The sequence below is a fragment of the Pseudomonas sp. WS 5071 genome (assembly GCF_012985765.1).
GTDB classification, from domain to species: Bacteria; Pseudomonadota; Gammaproteobacteria; order Pseudomonadales; family Pseudomonadaceae; genus Aquipseudomonas; species Aquipseudomonas lundensis_A.
On record NZ_JAAQWY010000019.1, the window covers coordinates 38,101 to 61,101 of the forward strand.

General features: G+C 64.1%; 2 protein-coding genes. Both read left to right on the forward strand.

The features are described 5' to 3' along the window. Window positions 1-139: 139 nt before the first annotated feature. Window positions 140-11,197, forward strand: a complete 11,058-nt coding sequence (locus tag HBN61_RS13245) for a non-ribosomal peptide synthase/polyketide synthase (protein ID WP_170046946.1) — start codon at window positions 140-142, stop codon at window positions 11,195-11,197. Further along, on the forward strand, window positions 11,197-22,980 hold the full coding sequence (locus tag HBN61_RS13250) for a non-ribosomal peptide synthase/polyketide synthase (RefSeq protein ID WP_170046947.1): 11,784 nt from the start codon (window positions 11,197-11,199) through the stop codon (window positions 22,978-22,980). Before HBN61_RS13245 ends, HBN61_RS13250 begins: the two co-directional genes overlap by 1 nt. Window positions 22,981-23,001: the final 21 nt, after the last annotated feature.

The window sequence follows — 23,001 nt, forward strand, 5'->3', positions numbered from 1 at the left end:
CGCAGCGGCCACCTTGAAAAACCTCCAATACCCGCCTGCCAGGCGGGTGCGCATGCAGGTTAATTTTCCGCCGCGTTCATCCGTTCCGTAGGGATAGCCGAGCCAACGCTCGATAGCCAATACGTACGGAAGAAGCCAGATGAATGCTGAGAAGTCCCTCAAACTTGCCCGCCGGTTCATCGAATTACCGCTGGAAAAACGCCGGTTATTCCTCGACGGCTTGCGCGGGGAAGGGATCGACTTTTCTCAGTTCCCGATTCCGAAAGACGTGGCGCAAGACGATCGCCATGCGCTGTCCTATGCACAGCGGCGCATGTGGTTTTTGTGGCAACTGGACCCGCACAGTGGCGCGTACAACCTGCCAGGGGCGGTGCGCCTCAAGGGTCAATTGAACGTCGCGGCCCTGGAACAGGCGTTTGCGCATGTGGTACAGCGCCACGAAACCCTGCGCACGGTGTTTCGCCAGCACGCCGATTACAGCCTCGAGCAAGTGGCTTTGAGCCAGCCGCTTGCGGTTGAAGCAATGGATTTCACCCTGTTGCCTGCCGTGGAGCGCGATGGGGCGGTGGCGGCCGAGGCGCAGCGCCAATCGCTGTTGCCTTTCGATCTGGCCAATGGCCCCTTGTTGCGCATCAAATTGCTGAAACTGGCCGAGGACGAACACGTACTGCTGTTGACCCTGCACCACATTGTGTCTGACGGCTGGTCGATGAATGTGCTGATCGACGAGTTTATTCGCGGTTATGACGCCTTTGAACGCGGTCAGTCGCCGCAACTGCCCCAATTGCCGATTCAATACAGCGACTATGCGCTGTGGCAACGCCGCTGGCTGGAAGCTGGAGAGCAGGCGCGGCAGCTCACGTACTGGCACGCCACGCTTGGCGAAGAGCACCCGGTCATCGCGTTACCCACCGACTACCCGCGCCCGGCGATGCCGAGCTATCGTGGCACCCGCTATGAATTCGCGCTCGACCCCGCACGGGTGGAGCAGTTGCGCACGTTGGCCCAACGGCACAATGTCACGCTGTTCATGCTGCTGCTGGCGGCGTTCAATATTGTGTTGCACCGCTACAGCGGCCAGACCGACGTGCGTGTTGGTGTACCGATTGCCAACCGCAACCGGCGTGAAGTCGAAGGGCTGATCGGCTTGTTCGTGAACACTCAGGTGTTGCGCTGTGAACTGAATGCCCAGACCCCGGTGGCCGACCTGCTGCGCGCCGTCAAGGAAACCGCCCTCGGTGCTCAGGCCCATCAGGAACTGCCGTTCGAGCAGTTGGTCGAGGCGTTCAAGCTGGAACGTAACCTGAGCCATAACCCGTTGTTTCAAGTGATGTACAACCACCAGCCGCAGGTGGCGGACATTGAAACGGTCAAGACGGCCTCGGGCCTTGAACTGGGGCTGGTCGAATGGGAAGGGCGCACCACCCAGTTCGACCTGAGCCTCGACACCTGGGAAAAAGGCGGGCACCTGAATGCGGCGCTGACCTATGCCAACGATCTGTTCGATGCTGCGACCATCACCCGCATGGCGCGCCACTGGAGCAACCTGCTGCGGGCGCTGGTGGCAGATACCGAATGCCGGGTGGGCGAGTTGCCGATGCTCGATGACAGCGAGTGGCACACGCAGGTACACGAGTGGAACAACACGGCAGCCGCCTACCCGTCCCATCGCAGCCTGCATCATTTGCTCGAAGCGCAGGTCGCGCGTACCCCGCAATCCTGCGCGCTGGTGTTCGGGGACCAGACGCTCAGTTATGCGCAACTCAATGCCCGCGCCAACCAGTTGGCACGTCACCTGCGCGCGCAGGGCGTGGGCCCGGATGTGCTGGTGGGCATTGCGCTTGAACGTTCGATGGACATGGTGATCGGCCTGCTGGCCATCCTCAAGGCGGGGGGTGCCTATGTGCCGCTGGACCCTGACTACCCGCAAGAACGTCTGGCCTACATGATCGAAGACAGCGGCATCGGCCTGTTGCTGACGCAGCAAGCGCTCGTGGCCGGTCTGCCCACGGCCGACATTCGGGTTATTGCCCTCGATGACGGCGCCCAAGCGCTGCAAGGCTATGACGACAGCAACCTGAACCTCGCCCATGACGCGCAGCACCTGGCTTATGTGATTTATACCTCGGGCTCGACCGGGCGCCCGAAAGGCGCGGGCAACACCCATGCGGCGCTGGTCAATCGTTTGTGCTGGATGCAGCAGGCGTATGGCCTGCGTGCGCACGACACGGTCCTGCAAAAAACCCCGTTCAGCTTTGACGTGTCAGTGTGGGAATTTTTCTGGCCGCTGCTCACGGGGGCGCGGCTGGTGGTGGCGCAGCCGGGAGAACACCGCGAGCCGCTGCGCCTGATCGACACTATCCGCCAGCATCAGGTCACCACCCTGCATTTCGTGCCATCAATGCTGCAAGCCTTTATCCACGAGACCGGCGTGGAGCACTGCATCAGCTTGCAGCGCATTGTGTGCAGCGGTGAAGCGCTGTCGGTGGACGCTCAACAACAGGTGTTTACCAAGCTGCCGGGCGCCGAGCTGTACAATTTGTACGGCCCGACCGAGGCCGCCATCGACGTCACGCACTGGACCTGTGTCGATGAAGGCGCAGCCAGCGTGCCGATTGGCCTTCCGATTGCCAACCTGCGCACCTGGGTGCTCGATGCTGACCTGTCGCCGGTGGCGCTGGGGGTGGCGGGCGAGCTGTATGTAGGGGGCGCCGGTCTGGCCCGTAACTACCATCGACGTCCGGGCTTGACCGCCGAACGCTTCGTGCCGTGCCCGTTCAATGATGGCGAACGCCTGTACCGCACGGGCGACCTGGTGCGCCAGCGCGTGGACGGGGTGATTGAGTACCTGGGGCGTCTCGACCATCAGGTCAAGCTGCGCGGGTTGCGCATTGAGCTGGGGGAAATCGAGGCGCGCCTGGCAGAGCATGCTGGCGTGCGTGAAGCCGTGGTGCTGGTGCTCGACGGCAAACAACTGGTGGCGTACGTGGTCCTGCAAGACCCGGCCACGGCTGGCGATTGGCAAGCTGCGTTGACGGCCCATCTGCTGCGCAGCGTACCGGACTACATGGTGCCCGGCCACTGGATCAGCCTAGAGCGCCTGCCGCTGTCGCCCAACGGCAAGCTGGAGCGAAAAGCCTTGCCGCGTCCCGACCCGGCGTCGACGCAGCAGGTGTACACCGCGCCTGCCAATGAACTGGAACAGCGTCTGGCCGCCATCTGGCAGGCCGTGCTGGGCGTGGCGCACATTGGCGTTGACGACAATTTCTTTGCGCTGGGCGGCGACTCGATCATCTCCATTCAGGTGGTCAGTCGGGCGCGTCAGGCGGGCATCGCCTTCAGCCCTCGTGACTTGTTTCAGCACCAGACTATCCGCAGCCTGGCACGGGTTGCCGGGCTGAGCACGCACACGTCGATCGATCAGGGCCTGGCCCAGGGCCCGGTGGCATTGGCACCGGTGCAGCATTGGTTCTTCGAACAGGCGATGCCGTCACGCCATCACTGGAACCAGTCCTTACTGTTGCACCCGCGTCAGCCGGTCAAGGCCGCGCCGCTGGAGCACGCGCTGCGGCAACTGCTGACCCATCACGATGCCTTGCGCCTGCGTTTCGAGCAGCGCGATGGCCAATGGCAACAAGCTTATGGCGAGCTGTCGGCCGAGCCGTTGCTGTGGCATCAACACGCTGCTTCGCTGGACGAACTCAACAGCCTGTGCGAACACGCGCAGCGCAGCCTTGATCTGCAAGCAGGGCCTTTGTTGCGTGCAGTTATGGTGGAAATGCCCGACCACAGCCAGCGGGTGCTGTTGGTGGTGCACCATTTGGCTGTGGATGGCGTGTCGTGGCGGGTGCTGCTGGAGGACTTACAACAGTTCTACGAACACCCTGCACAGGCGCCACAGGCCAAAACCAGTAGCTATCAGGCCTGGACAGCGCAATTACAGGCGGCTGCGCAGGCGCGTTTGCCGGAAATTGCGCAATGGCACGCTCAACTGAGCGGGGCCAGCAGTGCGTTGCCATGCGACCGTGCCGGGGGCGGGTTGCAGAACCGTCATGGGCAAACACGTGCGTTCAGCCTCGACGCCGAACGTACCCGGCAGTTGCTGCACGTGGCGCCAGCGACCTACCGCACCCAGGTTAATGATCTGTTGTTGACGGCGCTGGCACGGGTGATTTGCCGCTGGAGCGGGCACAGCAGCAGTCTGATTCAACTCGAAGGCCATGGTCGCGAAGACCTGTTCGACGGTCTTGACCTGTCGCGCACCGTGGGCTGGTTCACCAGCCTGTTCCCGGTGCAACTGACGCCAACCGACGGCATGGGCGAGTCGATCAAAGCCATCAAGGAACAATTGCGCAGTGTCCCGGACAAGGGCGTCGGCTATGGTTTGCTGCGCTACCTGGCGGGCAGCGACGCGGGGGCGCAACTGGCCGCGCTGGCCACACCGCGCATCACCTTCAACTACCTGGGGCAGTTCGATCGCCAGTTCGATGCGCAGGCGATGTTCGTCCCGGCCGCGCAAAGCGCCGGTCAGGCGCAGGATGAACAGGCGCCGCTGGCCAACTGGCTGAGCATCGAAAGCCAGGTCTATGGTGGCGAGCTGAACCTGCAATGGACCTTCAGCACAGCGATGTTTGAAGAGGCGACCATTGGCGCATTGATGGACGACTACCAGCGCGAACTGTCGGCGCTGATCGAGCACTGCGTGACCCACAAGACCGGCGGCATGACGCCGTCGGACTTCCCGCTGGCACGCCTCACTCAGCAGCAACTGGATAACCTCACGGTGGCGCCCGCCACCATTGAAGACATTTATCCGCTGTCGCCGATGCAGCAGGGCTTGCTGGTCCACACCCTGCTCGAACCGGGTTCGGGCATCTATTTCATGCAAGACCGCTACACCATCGACAGCGAAATCGACCTGCCGCGCTTCACCGCGGCCTGGCACGCCGTGGCCCAGCGTCACGATGCGTTGCGCGCGTCGTTCAGCGTCGACGATGACGGCAACATGCTGCAAATCATCCACCGCGACGCAGCGCCGAACGTGCAGGTGCATGACTGGACCGATCGGCCCGAGTCCGAACACGAAGCGGCGTTGCACGCGTTGCTGGCGCAAGAGCGTGCAGAAGGCTTTGACCTGCTCAACACGCCGCCCTTCAGCCTGCGCCTGATTCGACGCAGCGCCGGGCATTACTGGTTCATTCTCAGTAACCACCACATCCTGATCGATGCTTGGTGCCGCTCGCTGCTGCTGCAAGACTTCTTCACGCTCTACAGCGGCCAACGCAGCTTGCCCCCCGCAGGCCGTTACCGCGACTTCATTCAGTGGCTGCAAGCGCAGGGCGAACGGGAGGCACTACAGGCCTGGACACAAGAGCTGGCGGGCTTTGAACAACCGACCCCATTGCCGTTTGACCGGCCCATGCGGCGTCAGGGTGGTTTCTCGCAGATCGGCGATGTGTACGCCGATCTGCAGGTCAGTCAGGGCCGAGCCCTGCGTGCGTTGGCCCAGCGTTATCAGCTCACCGTCAACACCCTGACCCAGGCGGCCTGGGCATTGGTATTGCAGCGCTACAGTGGCCTCGATGAAGTGTTGTTTGGCGTGACCGTGGCCGGTCGACCGGTCAATCGCCCCGAGATGCAGGACACCGTGGGCCTGTTCATCAACAGCATTGCGCTGCGCATACAACTGCCGCGTGCCGGGCAGGACGTCAGCGTGCAGGCGTGGCTGCAAGGCCTGTTTGAACACAACCTGGCGCTGCGTGAGCACGAGCATTTGCCGCTGTTGCAGATTCAGGCGTGCAGTGGGCTGGACAAAGGCCAGTCGATATTCGACAGCTTGTTTGTCTATGAAAACGCGCCGGTGGAAAGTGCCGTGGTCACAGGCGCCGAGCAAATCAGCGCCAAGTCCGACAGTGCCCGCACCCACACCAACTACCCGATGACCGTGGTGGTGTACCCCGGCGATGCGCTGGGCCTGCACCTGTCTTACGACAAGCGTTTCTTCGACGACGCCACGGCCGAGCGTTTGCTGGCCGATTTCAAACGCCTGCTGCTGGCCATTGGCGAGCATGCAGACGGGCAATTTGCCGATCTGCCGGTAGTCGACGCCGCCGAGCGTGAGCACCTGTTGCAGGCGGGCAATCACACCGACCGCGACTACCCGCTGGCCGAAGGTTATGTGCGCCTGTTTGAAGCGCAGCACGACGCGCACCCGCAACAGGTGGTGGCGACGTGCCTCGATCAGCACTGGACGTACCGCGAGCTGGAAACCCGTGCCAACCGACTCGGCCATGCCTTGATGGCGGCGGGGGTGGGCGTCGATCAGCCGGTGGCGCTGCTGGCCGAACGCAGCCTTGAGCTGCTGGGCATGATGCTGGGCAGCTTCAAGGCTGGCGCTGCTTACCTGCCGCTGGACCCGCAACTGCCTGCCGGGCGTTTGCTCGACTTGCTGCAACTGGGGCACGTGCCGGTGCTGGTGGCCACTGCGGCCTGTGGCGATCAGGCGCGGGCATTGCTGGCGCAATTAGCCCCGGCGCACCCCCCGCGATTGGTGGTGTGGGATGACGTGCAGGCGCAGGGGTTCTCCAGCGCGCGGCCGGGTGTCTACACCGGGCCAGATCATTTGGCGTACGTGATCTTCACCTCAGGTTCTACCGGCACCCCGAAAGGGGTCATGGTCGAGCAGGCAGGGATGCTCAACAACCAGTTGAGCAAACGCCCCTACCTCGACCTGGGCCGTGACGCTGTCATTGCCCAGACCGCGTCCCAGAGTTTTGATATTTCGGTGTGGCAATTCCTCGCTGCGCCGCTGTTGGGGGCGCAGGTGGACATCGTGCCGAACACCATCGCCCATGACCCGGCCGCGCTGCTGGACCATGTGGCGGCACGCGGTATCAGCGTGCTGGAGAGCGTGCCGTCGCTGATCCAGAGCCTGTTGGACGAACCTGATCGCCCCTTGACGGGTTTGCGCTGGATGCTGCCCACCGGCGAGGCCATGCCGCCTGAACTGGCGCGCCGCTGGCTGCAGCGTTACCCCGGAATCGGTCTAGTCAACGCCTACGGCCCGGCAGAGTGCTCGGACGACGTGGCGCTGTTCCGGGTGGATGCAGCTTCGGCCGAAAGCGCGTACCTGCCGATTGGCCTGGCCACCGACAACAATCGCCTGTACGTGCTCGATGGCGGGTTGCAGCCGGTGCCGACCGGGGTGGTGGGCGAACTGTATGTGGCTGGCACCGGTGTAGGACGCGGTTACGTTGGCGATCCGTTGCGCACTGCCTGCGTGTTCTTGCCCAATCCTTACGCCCGGCAGCCGGGTGAACGGCTGTACCGCACCGGCGATTTGGCGCGCCGTCGAACAGACGGCCAACTGGAGTACGTGGGCCGTATCGACCAACAGGTAAAAGTGCGCGGGTTCCGCATTGAGCTGGGTGAAATTGAATCGCGCCTGCGCGACCTGAACGGCGTGCGTGAAGCGGCCGTGGTGGTGCAGGACAGCCCGACCGGCAAAGCGCTGGTGGCGTTTGTCGTGGCGCACGACTCGGCGCCGCAGTGGTCAACGCTGCGTGAGCAACTGAAAGCTGCGCTCAAGGCGCAGTTGCCCGATTACATGGTGCCGTTGCAATGGCTGCCTCTGGACCACTTGCCGCTCAATGCCAACGGCAAGGTGGATCGCAAGGCCTTGGTCCAGGTGCACGCGGCCGACTGGCAGCGGGAGGTGGTGGCCCCCCACGCGGGGATTGAGTCGCGTATTGCCGCGATCTGGCAGGAAGTCCTCAAGCTGGACGCCGTCAGCCGCGACGACAATTTCTTCGAACTGGGCGGCCATTCGCTGTTGGTGGCGCAAGTGGTGTCCCGCGTGCGTCAGCAATTGATGATTGAACTGCCCCTCAGCAGCTTGTTTGAAACCAGCGTGCTCAGCGAGTTTGCGGCCCGTTGCCAGGCGCAACCGCAAATGCAAAGTGCACCGGCCTTGCGGCCGATGGCGCACGGTCAGGCGGGTGTGCTGTCGTACGCACAACAACGGCAGTGGATTCTCTGGCAACTGGACCCGGCCAGCGCCGCTTACAACATCCCGGTCGCGCTGCGGCTCAAAGGCGCGCTGAATCGCGACGCCTTGCTGCGTAGCTTCAATGACCTGCAAGCGCGGCACGCCACCTTGCGCACCACCTTTATTCAGGATGGCGAACACGCACGAGGCGTCGAGCATGCCAGCCTGCCGTTGGCCCTGCGCGAGCTGACCCTGGCGGCCCCGGCCGAGGCCGAGGTTCAGGCGCGGGTCGCTGAAGAGATGCGTCAACCCTTCGACCTGCGCAACGGCCCGCTGCTGCGCGTGTTGCTGCTCACGGTCGGGGCCGAGGAACAGGTGCTGGTGCTGACGGTGCACCACATCGCGGCCGATGGCTGGTCCATGCAAGTGATGGTCGATGAGTTCAGCGCCTTGTATCAGGCCCACGTTCAGGGGCAAGCACCCGAACTGCCTGCCCTGGCGGTGAGCTACGCCGATTATGCAGTCTGGCAACGGGACGGGTTGCAGGCCGGGGAGGGCGAGCGTCAGTTGAGTGCCTGGACGGCCCATCTGGGTCACCAGCACCCGCCCCTTGAGTTGCCCAGCGAACTGACCCGACCGGCGATTCGCAGCGAACGCGGGGCGCGCCTGGAACTGGCCGTTGAGCCTGAACTGGCGGCCGGTTTGCGGCAGTTGGCGCAGCAACACAACGTGACCCTGTTCATGTTGCTGCTGGCCAGTTACCAGGCCGTGCTGCATCGCTACAGTGGCCAGTCGGCGATCAACGTCGGCGTGCCCACGGCCGGGCGCAACCACCTTGAGACCGAAGGCCTGATCGGTTTTTTCATCAACACCCAGGTGCTGCGCGCCGACATCGACGGCCAACAGACGTTTGCCAGCCTGCTGCAACAGGTCAAGAAAACCGCGTTGTGGGCGCAGGCCCATCAAGAGCTGCCGTTCGAGCAACTGGTGGATGCGCTGCAACCCGAGCGCAGCCTGAGCCACAGCCCGTTGTTCCAGGTGCTGTTCAATCACCAGCGGCAGATCGGTGAGAGCGTCGAGCGCAGCGTGCCGGGGCTGGTCATCCAGCGCATGGTGTGGCAACAGCACACGGCGCAGTTCGACCTGGCGCTGGACACCGAAGAACAGGGCGAGCAATTGCACGCCAGCCTGACCTACGCCAGCGATGTGTACGACGCCGCCACCATCGAACGCTTGGCCGGGCACTGGCTGAACCTGTTACGTGCTGTGGTGCGCGAGCCCCAGCAACGGATTGCGGCGCTTGAGCTGTTGGCACCCGGCGAGCAACAGGCGCTGCTCCGGCACTGGAACCCGCAGGTTGAAGTTCAGCCCGTGGCGCCAGCCTTGCATCAGCTGTTTGAGGCGCAGGCGGCTGCCCAGCCGCACGCTGTGGCGTTGCGCTGTGGCGAACAGTCGCTCGATTACGGCGACCTTAACGCACGTTCCAATCAACTGGCGCGCAAGCTGCGCGAACGGGGTGTCGGCCCGGAGGTGCGGGTGGGCATTGCCACGGAGCGTGCGATACCGCTGGTGGTGGGCGTACTGGCCATCCTCAAAGCTGGTGGCGCTTACGTGCCTTTGGATCCGCACTACCCGGCCGAACGCTTGAGCTACATGATCGAGGACAGCGGCATCCGCTTGCTGCTGACTCAGGAGCACCTGTTGGAGAACCTGCCGCCGCACGTCGGGGTTCAGACCCTGTGCCTGGAGCAGATGGCGCTGGACACGTTCAGTGCCGACAACCTGCCGAACCTGACCCAATCGGACAACCTGGCTTACGTGATTTACACCTCGGGTTCCACCGGGCGGCCTAAAGGCGCCTTGCTCAGCCATGGCAACGTCACCCGTTTGCTGAGCGCCACCGAGCAGGTGTTTGGTTTTAACCCGAACGACGTGTGGACGCTGTTCCATTCCTACGCTTTTGACTTCTCGGTGTGGGAGCTGTTTGGCGCCCTGTGCAGCGGGGGGCGACTGGTGATCGTGCCATATTTCATCAGCCGCGAGCCGCAAGCGTTTCATCAGTTGTTGTGTGACGAAGGCGTCACCGTGCTCAACCAGACCCCGACCGCGTTCCGGCAACTGATACCGGTGGCGTGCCAGAGCCCGCAAGCGCTGGCTTTGCGCTGGGTGATTTTTGGCGGGGAAGTGCTGGAGCTGTCGAGCCTGCGACCGTGGTATGAGCGCTTTGGCGAGCGCGCCACAACGCTGGTCAATATGTACGGCATTACCGAAACCACAGTGCACGTGACGTTCCGTGCGCTGAGTCCGGCCGATCTAGAGGCCAACGTCCAGAGCCCGATCGGTCGCCCGCTCAGCGACTTAAGCTGGTACTTGCTCGACAGCCAGTTGCACCCCGTGCCACCGGGGTGCGCGGGGGAGCTGTACATCGCTGGCCAAGGGCTAGCGCGGGGCTATCACGGCCGCGCCGGGCTCAGCGCTGAACGCTTTGTGCCCAGTCCGTTTGCGCCGGGCGAACGCCTATACCGCAGCGGCGACCTGGCCCGCCAGCGCGCGGACGGCAACATCGACTACCTGGGCCGCATCGACCAGCAAGTGAAGATTCGCGGTTTCCGCATCGAACTGGGGGAAATCGAGACCTGCCTCAAGCAGCAACCCGGGGTCGCTGAGGCGGTGTTGACGGTGCATGCGAGCGCCCAAGGCCCCCAACTCTGCGCCTACGTGGTAGCCATCGACACGCCAGCCGATCCGCTGGCCTGGCGCGAACACTTGCGTGCAGCGCTCAAGGTCGACCTGCCGGACTACATGGTGCCTAGCCACTGGAGGCTGCTGGACGCGCTGCCCTTGACCGGCAACGGCAAGCTCGACCGCAAGGCCTTGCCGCCACCCGAGGCCGAAGACGGGCAGCGGCCTTACAGCGCCCCGGTCGGGGAGCTTGAAACCCGGCTTGCGGCAATCTGGGGCAGCGTGTTGCACGTGGAGCGGGTGGGTCGTCATGACAATTTCTTTGAATTGGGCGGGCACTCGTTGCTCGCAGCCCAGGCCAATGCCCGGGTTGAACTGGAACTGGGCATCGAGCTGGCGCTGCGTGCGCTGTTCGAAGCTGCCGACCTGCAAGCCTATGCCGCAGTGGCACAGGCACAAACGCCTGCGGATAACGATGCACGTTTGAGCGCGCTTGAATCGCTGCTCGACGAGATGGAGATCAACTGATGGAAAACGCTACCGCGTGGCGCATAGCCAACCGTTTCGCCGCCCTGGCGCCGCACCAGCGCCGTGACTTTCTGCAGAAAATGCAGGAGCAGGGCGTCAGCTTCGGCCAGTTGCCGATCCCGGCCACAGCCTCCACCGATGCGCCCTGCGAGCTGTCGTACGCGCAACAGCGGCAATGGTTTTTGTGGCAACTGGACCCGCAAGGCGCGGCGTATCACATACCGACGGCTTTGCGGCTGCGCGGTGCGCTGAATGTCGAGGCGTTGCAACGCAGCTTCGACGCCTTGCTGGAGCGCCATCACAGTTTGCGCAGTGTCTTTGTCGAGCCAGACCCGGTGGTCGCAGGCGCAAACGACGAAGCCGCGCCCCAGGCCTTCAAGGTCGCCGCGTCAGTGCAACCTGCCGTCGCCAGCGGCCCTTCTGTGAAGCTCGTGCGCCACGACCTGCGGGATCAGCCCGACGCCAAACGCATGAGCCAGGCGCTGGCCTGGGTGGAGCAGGACATTGCCCGCCCGTTCGACCTGCTACACGGCCCCTTGCTGCGGGTCAGCCTGTTGCAACTGGACACGGACGATCACGTGTTGGTCGTGACCCTGCACCACATCGTGGCAGATGGCTGGTCGATGGGGGTGCTGGTCGATGAGTTTTCGCAGCTGTATGCCGCGCATGCCCGGGGCCAATCCGTGACCTTGCCTGAATTGTCGATCCAGTACGCCGACTACGCGCTGTGGCAACGGCGCTGGATGGAGGCTGGCGAACTGGAGCGTCAACTGGACTGGTGGCGGGCGCAACTGGGTGACGAGCAACCGGTGCTGGAGTTGCCCGCTGATCGCCCGCGCCCGGCCCATCCGACCCGGCAGGGGGCGCGTCTGGACTTCACCCTTGAACCGCAGCTGGCGAAAAACCTGATGGCATTGGCCCGGCAGCAGGGCGTGACCCCATTCATGCTGCTGCTGGCCAGTTTTCAGACGCTGCTGCACCGCTACAGCGGCCAGCGTGACCTGCGCATCGGTGTGCCGGTGGCCAATCGCACGCGCGCCGAGACCCGTGGGTTGATCGGTTTTTTCGTCAACACCCAGGTAGTGCGCGCCGAACTGGAGGGGCGCCTGCCATTTTCTCGCCTGCTGGAGCAGACCCGCGACCGAGCGCTGGATGCGCAGGCCTATCAGGACTTGCCGTTTGAGCGTCTGGTGCAGGCGTTGCAGGGCGAGCGCAGCCTGAGCCACAGCCCGTTGTTTCAAGTGATGTTCAACCACCAGCAAAGCCGACCCGGCGCGCTGAGCGCGATGCTGGCCGGGTTGCAAGTTGAGCAGGTGGAGTGGCAGGGCCGCACCACGCAATTTGATCTGCAACTGGACACCCATGAGGAAGGCGAGTGCCTGATGGCCAGCCTGACCTACGCCACCGATCTGTTTGATGCGCCGCGTATCGAGCGGTTGGCGGCACATTGGCGCAACCTGCTGGCGGCGATTGTGGCCGATCCCGATTGCGCGGTAGGTGAATTGCCGATGCTGTCGGCAGCCGAAGTTGAATCCACCTGCTACCGGCTCAATGCCACCGAACACCGCTATCCCGGCCCCGCGTGCGTGCAGTTGCACTTCGAAGCGAACGCCGCCGCCACGCCTGACGCCTGTGCACTGGTGTTTGGCGCGCAAAGCCTGACCTACGCCGCGCTGAACCGGCGTGCCAATCGTCTGGCCCGGCGTTTGCGCGAAGCGGGGGTGGGGCCTGAAGTGCGGGTCGGTGTGGCGTGCGAACGCTCGCTGGAGCTGGTCATCGGGCTGCTGGCAATTCTCAAGGCAGGGGGCGCTTATGTGCCGTTGGACCCGGAATACCCGGCTGAGCGTCTGGCCTATCTGTTTGAAGACAGTGCGATCAGCCTGTTGCTGACCCAAGCGCATGTGCAGGCCCACTTGCCGCTGCCTGAAGGGTTGCCCGTTGTGTGCGTGCAAGCGGACGAAGCCTGGCTGGCCGGTGACGAGGACGGCAATCTGCCTAACCTCGCCTGTGCGCAGAACCTCGCCTATGTCATCTACACCTCAGGCTCCACCGGGCGTCCGAAAGGCGCGGGCAACAGCCACGGCGCGCTGTACAACCGCCTGGCGTGGATGCAAGCCGCCTATGACCTGAAGGCAACGGATCGGGTGTTGCAGAAGACGCCGTTCAGCTTTGACGTGTCGGTATGGGAGTTTTTCTGGCCCCTGATGCACGGCGCCACGCTGGTGGTGGCAGCGCCCGGCGCACACCGCGACCCGCAACAGCTGGCGGCGCTGATCGTGGAGCAGGCGATCACTACGCTGCACTTTGTGCCGTCGATGTTGCAAGCGTTCATCAGCGTCGATCAGGCTCGCCAGTGCACGTCGTTGCAACGCATCGTGTGCAGCGGTGAAGCGTTGCCGATCGAATTACAGCGCCAGACCCTGCGCAGCTTGCCGAGCGCGGCGTTGTACAACCTGTACGGGCCGACCGAAGCCGCGATCGACGTCACCCACTGGACGTGCGTGGAAGAAGGCCGCGACAGCGTGCCCATCGGCCGCCCGATTGCCAACCTGCGCACATACATCCTGAGCCCCGAATTGCACGCGTTGCCAGGGGGCGCAATCGGTGAGCTGTACCTGGCCGGCAGTGGTTTGGCCCGGGGTTACCACGCCCGTCCGGGGCTGACGGCCGAACGCTTTGTGGTCGACCCGTTTGGCACCGGCGAGCGTTTGTACCGCACCGGCGATCTGGCCCGATATCGCGACGATGGCGCCATTGAATACTGCGGCCGCATCGACCATCAGGTAAAAATTCGCGGCTTGCGCATTGAGTTGGGGGAGGTCGAAGCGCGCCTGCAAGAACTCCCGCAGGTACAGGAAGCCGTGGTGCTGGCGCTGGACAATCAGTTGGTGGCGTACCTGGTGCCGACCGATGCGCCATTGGCACACGACGTTCAAGCGCAAGGTCCTTGGTGCGACGTCTTGAGGGAGCGCTTGCTCAAGAGCCTGCCTGACTACATGGTGCCTACCCACCTGCTGCTGATTGAGCGGATGCCGTTAAGCCCTAACGGCAAGTTGGATCGCACGTTGCTGCCTGCGCCTCAGGTGAGCGTCAGTCAGCGCATTTTTGAAGCGCCGCGCAGTGACAACGAGCGCCAACTGGCTGCGATCTGGCAGCAGGTGCTGGGGGTCGAACAGGTCGGCCGCCAGGACAACTTCTTTGCGTTGGGCGGCGACTCGATCATCTCGATTCAGGTTGTGAGCCGGGCCCGACGTGCCGGGCTGCGTTTGCAGCCGCGCGACCTGTTCCAACAGCCGACCTTGCAGGCGTTGGCGGCGGTGGTCAGTGAGCAGGTGGTGGTGCACTGTGCCCAAGGGCCGGTTGTGGGCACGCAAACCTTGACCCCGGTGCAACACTGGTTTTTCGAGAACCAGACCGTTCAGCCACAGCACTGGAACCAGTCGGTGTTGCTGGAGGTGCGCGAGCCCCTGGACCTGCTGCGTTTGCAGACCGCTGTGCAGCGGGTGTTGGCGCATCACGATGCGCTGCGCCTGCAATTTCGTCAGACCGATGGGCAATGGACGGCACGTTATGTGCCGCTCGACAGCGCGGCCGCCACCGATCTGCTGTGGACCGCGCAGGTGCAGAGCGAGGAGGCGTTGCAAGGGTTGTGCGACGAAGCCCAGCGCAGTTTGTCGTTGCATGACGGCCCGCTGTTGCGTGCGGTGTTGATCGACCATGAAGGCGGCGGGCAACGTTTGCTGTTGGTGATTCATCACCTGGTGGTGGACGGTGTGTCGTGGCGGATTTTGCTTGAAGACCTGCAAGCGGCGTATGCCGATCAGCCGTTGCCTGAGAAAACCGGCGCTTTGCAAGACTGGGCGAACCAGCTCGGCGCCTACGCCACAAGCGAGGCGTTGACGGCTGAATGCAACGGGTGGCAACAGCACTTGCAAGATGCCTGCGCTGTGTTGCCCAACGCCCGCCCGCAGGCCAGCCAGGCCGTACGTCACCGGCAGGTGGTCAGCCTGGGGCTGGACCGCGAACGCACGCGCCAATTGCTGCAACAGGCGCCGGCGGCGTACCGCACGCAGGTCAATGACCTGTTGCTCACCGCGCTGGCTCGCGCCCTGTGCGACTGGACCGGCGACGCCAATGCGTTGATTCAACTGGAAGGCCATGGTCGTGAGGACTTGTTTGACGCCATCGACCTGACCCGCACCGTGGGCTGGTTCACCAGCCTGTTCCCGGTCAAGTTGACCCCGACCCCGGACCTGGCGACGTCGATCAAAGCCATCAAGCAACAACTGCGCGAGATTCCCGGCAAAGGGCTGGGGTTTGGCCTGTTGCGCTACCAGGGGCCAGCCGAGGTGCAGGCTCGCCTTGCGGCCCTGCCGACCCCACGGGTCACGTTCAACTACCTGGGGCAGTTCGACCAGAGCTTCAGCGACGACGCCCTGTTCGTGCCCGCCCGTCAGGCCAGCGGCGCGGCGCAGAGCCCGGACTCGCCCTTGGCCAACTGGTTGTCGGTGGACGGTCAGGTGTTTGGCGGGGTGCTGAAGCTGGACCTGAGCTTCAGTCAAGAATGCTTCGACAAGGCGGATATTCAGGCGCTGGCAGAGGCCATCGAGGCGAACCTGCACGCGCTGGTGGCACACTGCATCGACCCGCTCCACAGTGGCGTGACCCCGGCCGATTTCCCGCTGGCTGACCTGAACCAGGCACAACTGGATCAATTGCCGGTGGCCGCGCGGCAGATCGAGGATGTTTATCCGCTGTCGCCCATGCAGCGCGGGTTGCTGTTTCACAGTGTGTACGAGCCGCTGGCGGGCGCGTATGTCAACCAGCTCAGCGTCGAGGTTACGGGGCTGGACGCGGCGCGTCTGGGTCAGGCGTGGCAGGCGACGCTGGATGCACACCCGATTCTGCGCAGCGGCTTCCATTGGCCGCCGGGTGCGGCACAACCGGTGCAAGTGGTGCAGCGCACGCTGGAGCTGCCCTTGACCGTGCTGGACTGGCGCGAGCGCGCCGATCAGGCTGCCGAGTTGCACCTGCTGGCACGCAGCGAGCGTTTGCAGTTCGACCCGGCGCAGCCGCCGTTGCTGCGGCTGGCGTTGGTGCGGCTCGATGAGCAACGTCAGCAACTGATTTACACCCATCACCACCTGCTGCTCGATGGCTGGAGCAATGCGCTGTTGTTGGGCGAGGTCTTGCAGCGCTACGCCGGGCAAGCAGTGGCGAGCCATCACGGGCGTTTTGCGGATTACATCGGTTGGTTGCAAGGGCAGGATGCGGTGGCCGATGAGGCGTTCTGGCGCACTCAACTGGCCGGTCTGGAAAGCCCGACGTTGCTGGCTCAGAGCGTGGCGTACACGGCCTCGGAACCGGCAGGTGAATACGCGGACCATCGCCAGGTCTTCGACGCGACGAGCAGTACAGCGTTTACCGCGTTTGCCCGCCACCATGCCATTACCCTCAACACGCTGGTTCAGGGGGCGTGGGCGTTGTTGCTACAGCGTTATAGCGGCCAGCAGACTGTTGCGTTCGGCGCCACGGTCGCGGGGCGCCCGGTGGACCTGCCGGGTGCCGAACAGCAACTGGGGTTGTTCATCAATACCTTGCCGGTGATCAGCCAGCCGCAGGCCGCCGAAAGCGTGGCGCAATGGCTGGGCCGCTTGCAGGCGCACAACCTTGAATTGCGTGAGCACGAATTCACCGCGCTGAGTGATGTGCAGCGCTGGGCCGGACGTGCGGGCGAGCCGCTGTTCGACAGCTTGCTGGTGTTCGAAAACTTCCCGATCGCCGAGGCTCTTCAACAGGGCGCCCCGGATGGATTGCGCTTCTCGCTGCCGGACAACCATGAGCGCACCAATTACCCGCTGACGCTGGCGGCGGTGAGTGAAGGGCACTTGAGCCTGACCTGGAGTTACCTGCTCAGCCACTTTTCGCCCTCGGTGATTGCGCGCATGAGCCAGCATTTGGCCTGCCTGTTGAACGCCATGGTGGCCGCCCCGCAGGCCCGCCTGGGTGAATTGCCATTGTTGAGCGAGGGGGAGCACCAGCAGTTGCTGCATGACTGGAACCCGGCACCGGAGCCGCAGACCGGGCACTGTGTGCACCAGTTGATCGAAGCGCAGGCTGCGATTCGCCCCGAGGCCACGGCGCTGATAGCTGCCGACACCACCTTCAGCTATTACGACCTCAATCAACGTGCCAACCGCTTGGCCCATCGCTTGCGCGAGCGGGGCGTCGGCCCGGAAGTGCGCGTAGGGCTGGCTGTCGAGCGGTCGCCACAGATGATTATCGGCCTGCTGGCGATTCTCAAGGCCGGGGGCGCTTACGTGCCGCTGGACCCGGCGTACCCGGCCGAGCGCCTGGGCTATTTGATGCAGGACAGCGGCATTGCGCTGCTGTTGACCCAGTCGTGGCTGCGCCAGCAAATGCCGCAGGTCGAAGGGTTGCCGGTGCTGGAACTGGACCGTGAGGCCGTGGCGCATTTGCCGGGCACTGACCTGCGCAACCTGACCGACGCGCAGAACCTTGCGTACCTGATTTACACCTCGGGTTCCACCGGGCGCCCGAAGGGTGTCAGTGTCGCCCATGGCCCGCTGGCCATGCATTGCCTGTCGATCGGCGCGCTGTACGGCATGACCCCGCAAGACCGCGAGTTGCAATTTGCTTCCATCAGCTTCGACGGTGCTCACGAGCGCTGGCTGACCCCGCTGGTCTTCGGCTCGGCGTTGATGCCCCGTGACGATGAGCTGTGGAGTGTGCAGCGCACCTGCGAGGAGATTGAGCGGCACGGCATCACCATTGCCTGCTTCACCCCAAGCTACTTGCTGCAAATGGCCGACTACATGGGCGAAGCCGGGCGCGCCTTACCAATCCGCTCCTACACCGTGGGCGGTGAAGGCATGCCCAAACACGCCTTCGATGAAGTGCAGCGGGTGTTGCAACCGCCACGCATCATCAACGGCTATGGCCCGACAGAAACTGTGATCACGCCGCTGATCTGGTGCGCGTACCCCGGCACGCAGTTTGACTCTGCGTTCCTGCCCATCGGCCGTCCGGTGGGGCAGCGCAGTGCTTACGTGCTCGACAGTCAATTGCAGCCACTGCCCGTGGGCGTGGCGGGCGAGCTGTACCTGGGCGGCGAGGGCATTGCTCGCGGCTACCACCAGCGGCCTGACCTGACGGCGGAACGGTTTGTGCCTGACCCGTTCGTGGCAGGCGCGCGCCTGTACCGCAGTGGTGATCTGGCGCGGCTGCGCGAAGACGGGGTGGTCGAGTACCTGGGCCGTATCGACCAGCAGGTGAAAATCCGGGGTTTCCGCATTGAGTTGGGAGAGATCGAAGCGTGCCTGCTGGAGCACGACGGTGTGCGCGAAGCCTTTGTGGTGGACCGCGAAGGCCCGCTCAGCCGTCAGTTGGCCGGTTATATCGTGGCCCGCGACCCGCTGGCCGATGAAGCCGGGTTGCGCGAGGCGCTGATGACGCACCTGCGCAGCCGCTTACCGGCGCACATGATGCCGGTGCATTTGATGTGCCTGGCCGCGTTGCCTTTGACCCCTAACGGTAAGCTTGACCGTCAGGCGCTACCGGCGCCCGAGGCCTGCCGTCAGGTTGCGGATCGGGTCTTGCCAGCCACCCCGGCAGAGTCGCTGCTGGCAGTTGTCTGGCAAGACGTGCTGGGGCTGGACGCCGTGGGTGTGACTGAAAACTTTTTCGAACTGGGGGGCGACTCGATCATCTCGCTGCAGGCCGTGAGCCGCGCGGGCGCGCTGGGGTTGGCATTCACCCCGAAACACTTGTTCGAGGCGCAAACCATTCGTGCGCTGGCACAACGGGCCGTGGCGGCAACACCGCGGGTCACGCAGGCCCTGGACACGGTGCCCTTTGCTCAAGTCCCGCCCACCGTGCCGGTGGCCCGCAACGGGCTGGACGACCTGTATCCGCTGTCACCGATGCAGCAGGGCATGTTGTTCCACTGCATCGAATCGCCCGAGCTGAACCTGTACGTCAATCAGCTCAGCGTGGCGGTCGAAGGGTTGCAGGTCGACCGCTTTCGCGCCGCCTGGGGCACCTTGCTGGAGCGCCATGAGGTGTTGCGTGCGGCGTTCCTCTGGCGCGACGGCCTGGCGGACCCGCTGCAAGCGGTGTATCAGGACGTGCAGGTGCCAATTGCGGAACTTGACTGGCGTGAACACACCGCCCCCGAGGCGGCATTGCAGGGCTTGGCAGCGGACGATCAGGCCCGCGGGTTCGACCTCAGCAGCCCACCGTTGATGCGTTTCACCCTGGTGCGTCTGGGCGATAACCGTCACCAGATGATCTGGACCTACCACCACTTGCTGCTGGACGGCTGGAGCGCGTCACGCCTGCTCGGCGAGATGCTGCGCCTGTATGCCCATCAGGCCCTGCCAGCGCTGACCGGGCGCTATGCCGATTACATCCACTGGCTGGCGCAGCAAGATGCGTCGGTGGCCGAAGGATTCTGGCGCGAACGCCTTGATGGGCTGCAAACGCCAACGATTCTGGCCAATGCGGTCAACAGCGACGGCAGCGGTCACGGGGTGCTTTATAGCTACCTGGACAGCGATGCGACCCGACGTCTGCACGGGTTTGCCACTCAACAACGGGTGACACTGAACACGTTGGTTCAAGCGGCCTGGCTGCTGCTGTTGAAGCGCCATACCGGGCAGCGCAGTGTGGCATTCGGCGCCACGGTAGCGGGGCGTCCCATCCAGTTGCCAGGCGCACAGGACATGCTGGGCCTGTTCATCAATACCTTGCCGGTGATTCAGACCCTCGATCCGCAACAAACGCTGGGCGACTGGCTGCGCGAGTTGCAGGATTACAACCTGTCGATCCGGGATTTTGAGCACACGCCACTGGCCGATATTCAGCGCTGGGCCGGGCAGGGCGGCCAAGGGCTGTTCGACAGCATCATCGTGTTTGAAAACCACCCCGTGGACCGCGCTCTGCGCGGTGAGCAGGACGGTGAGTTGAGGTTTGCCGAAGTCGGCAGCGGCGGTGTCACCAACTTCCCGATGGATGTGATGGTCAGTGCCACCGACCAAGGGCTGGAGGTGGAATACCTGTACTTGCGCGAGCGCTTTACGGCGCCGCAGGTCGAGGCCATTCGCGCCCAGCTCGAAGGGCTGCTGGCGCAGTTGCCGCAGGATGCACAGTGCCTGATCGGCGACATAGGCTTACCTCAGGCACGGATCGAACAGGCACGGGTGCAGGCACCTGCGACGGATCTGGTGCAGGGGTTCATGGCTCAGGTGTTGCGCCAGCCGCACGCTGTGGCTTTGATCTGCGACGGGCGTGAACTGACGTATGCCGCGCTGAACCGTCAGGTCGACGCCTTGGCGGCCCACGTGCAAGGGCGCGGCATTGGCCCAGAGACGTTGGTGGCGGTTGCGTTGCCGCGTTCGGAGCAGACGATTGTGGCCTTCCTTGCGGTGCTCAAGGCGGGCGCTGCGTACGTGCCGCTGGACCTCGACTACCCGGCTGAGCGGCTGGCGTTCATGCTGGCCGATTCGGGGGCCAGCCTGTTGCTGTGCAACAGCGATGTGGACCTGCGGGTGGCGTTCAGTGCGGCCACCCCGCGTCTGTTGCTCGACCAATTGAGTGGTCAGGCGCCGTTGCCACGGGCGGTTGAATCACTGGCCGGGCATTTGGCGTACCTGATCTACACCTCGGGTTCCACCGGCCAGCCCAAAGGCGTGGCCGTGGCACGCCAGCCGATTGCGCGGCACTGCCAGGGCATCATCGACGCGTATGGGCTCAACCCGGACAGCCGCGAGCTGCACTTTATGTCTTTCGCCTTTGACGGTGCGCAGGAGCGCTGGCTCAGCGTGTTGCTGGCCGGTGGCAGTCTGGTGATCCGCGACGATCAACTGTGGACCCCTGAACAGACCCTGCTGGCACTGCGCGAACAGCGCGTGACGGTGGCGTGCTTTCCGCCCGCTTACTTGCAACAACTGGCGGAGGTCGCCTTGGTCCAAGGCAACCCGCCGCCGGTGCACACCTATTGCTTTGGCGGCGACGCGGTCCCGGACGCCAGCTTCGAGTTGGTCAAGCGAGCCCTACGCCCGCAACGGCTGATTAACGGCTATGGCCCGACGGAAACCGTGGTTACCCCGCTGTTGTGGCGGGCCGAGATGACGGACTGCTGTGAAGCGGCCTATGCGCCGATTGGCCGTGGCGTCGCCGGGCGCGGTCTGTATGTGCTGGACGCGGACTTGAACCCGTTGCCCGCAGGTGTCAGCGGCGAACTGTACCTGGGTGGGGAATGCCTGGCCCGTGGCTATCACCGGCAACCGGGGTTGAGCGCCGAACGCTTTGTGCCGGACCCGTTCGATGCCAAAGGTGGGCGCATGTACCGCACCGGGGACCGGGTTCGCCAGCGCGAATGCGGCCTGATCGACTACTTGGGGCGTCTGGACCAGCAGGTGAAAATTCGCGGCTTCCGCATTGAGTTGGGGGAAGTCGAAGCGTGTCTGCGTCAGTGCGAAGGGGTACAGGATGCGGCCGTCAAGGTCGTCGAGGGCGCGACCGGCAAACAGCTGGCGGGCTATGTGGTCGCCTCTGGCCCGTTGCTGGAGCGTGCCCTTAAAGCGCAATTGCAGGCGCAACTGCCGGACTACATGGTGCCGACCCATATCGTGCAGATGGCGCGTTTCCCGATGTCTGCCAACGGCAAGCTGGACCGCCGCGCCCTGCCGGAGCCGCAGGTCGCCCAAGGCACTTACCGGGCGCCGCGCAATGCGCTGGAACAGGCATTGGTGCAGATCTGGCAGGAGGTGTTGGGGCTGGAGCAGGTTGGGATCGACGACAATTTCTTTGAGTTGGGCGGTGATTCGCTGCATGTGCTGAAAGTGATTTCACGGGTGCGCAATCAGTCGCTGCCGGGGTTCAGTTTGAAGTTGCGCGACCTGATGCAGAAGCCGTGCATTGCCGAACTCAGCGGCGTTGAACCGGCGGCTATCGCCCAGGCGCCGGACCCTCTGCTGGCGCTCAATAGCCGCGTCAGTGACGTGCCGCCGTTGTTCTGTCTGCACGCAGGTTTCGGCACGGTGTTCGACTACGAGCCGCTGGCCCGTCAACTGGACGGGCGCCGCAGCGTGTATGGCGTGCAGTGCCGCATGTTGCTTGACCCTGAGTGGCAGGACACCTCGTTGCAGAACATGGCGCAGGCGTATGCCGGGCGCATCCGTGAGCAGCAGGCCGACGGCCCGTATTACCTGCTGGGTTGGTCATTGGGCGGGGCATTGACCCTGCTGGTGGCGCAAACCCTGGAAGCGCAAGGTCAGCAGGTGGCGTTTGCGGGGCTGGTGGATACCTATGTGGCGGGCACGGCCGAGGCCACTGACGGGCGTGAAGACTTGCAGGATTTCTTGCGCTTTGTGCTGGGGTTGTCCGAGCGCCAAGTGTGCGGGTTGATGGATGAGCAGGGGCGCAGCGCCGAGCAAGTGATTGCCGCAGCTTTGGCCGAGCCGCACCCGGGGTTGGGCGGGCACGGCCTGCTCGGCGCGGCGGAGCTGAGTCACATCTTCGCCGTGGGTGCGCGTCTTAAGGCGTTGGCCCTGCAACAGCCGATGTTGCCTGCAACCCGGGTTCAGGCGCACCACTGGTGGGCAGCCGGACGCGACGACGAGCGCCATGTGCATGAGGCGCAGGTTGGCGCAGGCGCCAGTCATAGCGTGCTCAAGGGCGGGCATTACACGTTATTGCGTCAAGCCGCATTGCTGAACCGACTGGAGCAATTGCTGGCAGGGCAGGCCGAGCGGGTGTAACCGCACGGCATGCACCTGCGG